The following is a 1,319-nucleotide window of genomic DNA, read 5'->3' as shown; positions in this document are numbered from 1 at the left end:
CTAGTGCGCTGGCCATGAACGTTTCCGGTCGTGGTCAGGTGCTGGTGGGGTGGTTGCGGGCACACCGTCAGGGATGGGGGACGTTGACCGGTTCCTGGGGGTGATCCGTGATGGCACAGCTGGTACGGGCACGGCGGTTGACCGATGAGGAAGGGCAGCGGCTCCTACGCATCGTGCGCCGGGGGAAGCACGGCTCGATCCGGGTCCGCCGTGCTCTGGTCGTGATGGCATCGGCGAGCGGGACGACGGTACCCGCGATCGCCCGCCTCGTCGCCGCGGACGAGGACACGGTCCGGGGGGTGATCCACCGGTTCAACGAGATCGGCCTGGACTGTCTGGACCCTCGGTGGGCGGGAGGCCGTCCCCGCCTGATCAGTTCTGACGACGAGGCGTTCCTCGTCCAGACGGCCCGGACCCGCCCGGCGAGACTCGGGCAGCCGTTCACCCACTGGAGCCTGCGGAAACTGGCCGCCTACCTGGCCCACAACCCCGACCGCACCGTGACCGTCGGCCGGGAACGGCTCCGTCAACTCCTGCACGCCCACCGGATCTCGTTCCAGCGGACCCGGACCTGGAAGGAGTCCACCGACCCGGACAAGGACGCCAAACTCGACCGGATCGAATATCTGATCATGACGTGTCCGAACCGGTGTTTCGCGTTCGACCAGTTCGGTCCGCTCTCGATCCGCCCGGTCCACGGTGTCGGTTGGGCACCCGAGCGCCATCCGGATCGGCTGCCCGCGACCTACCATCGCACCCACGGGGTGCGCTACTTCCATGGCTGCTACTCCCTCGGTGACGATCAGCTCTGGGGTGTCACCCGTGTCCACAAGAGCGGTGAGAACACGCTGGCCGCGTTGAAGACGATCAGGGCTGCCCGTCCGGACAACGCCCCGATCTACGTGATCATGGACAATCTGTCCGCGAACAAGACCCCGACGATCCGCAGGTGGGCCGGGCGGAACAACGTGCAGCTGTGTCTCACCCCGACGAACGCGTCGTGGGCGAACCCGATCGAATCCCAGTTCGGACCGTTACGGACCTTCGCGATGGGGAACTCGAACCATCCCCACCACCCCGCGCTCGCCCGGAACCTGCAGGCCTACCTGCGCTGGCGCAACACCCACGCCCGCCACCCCACCGTCCTGGCCGCTCAACGCCGCGAACGCACCCGCGTCCGCTCCGAACGCCAACAACGCTGGGGCCGACCACGATCACACGCCGCCTGAACCGAACCAGAGAACATTCGTGGCCAGCGCACTAGTAGGACTTGATTAGGTCTGTCATTGGTTGTACTGACTGTCGTCTTCGTGTGTGTG

At 66.5% G+C, this 1,319-nt stretch carries 1 protein-coding gene; it reads left to right on the top strand.

Going from position 1 to position 1,319, the window contains the following annotated elements; translation table 11 throughout:
• Positions 1–110 precede the first annotated feature (110 nt).
• A complete protein-coding gene (locus E0504_RS27430) occupies positions 111–1,229 on the top strand; it encodes an IS630 family transposase (RefSeq protein WP_131626079.1) in 1,119 nt (372 codons plus the stop codon).
• Positions 1,230–1,319 lie beyond the last annotated feature (90 nt).

The sequence above is a fragment of the Parafrankia sp. BMG5.11 genome (assembly GCF_004337455.1).
Note: the sequence above shows the minus strand (reverse complement) of the source record. Positions and strands in the feature narration are given on the sequence as shown.

What these genes read in the sequence shown, in the direction of transcription:
- E0504_RS27430 (WP_131626079.1), top strand. Translation starts at nt 111, where the DNA reads ATGGCACAGCTGGTACGGGCACGGCGGTTGACCGATGAGGAAGGGCAG.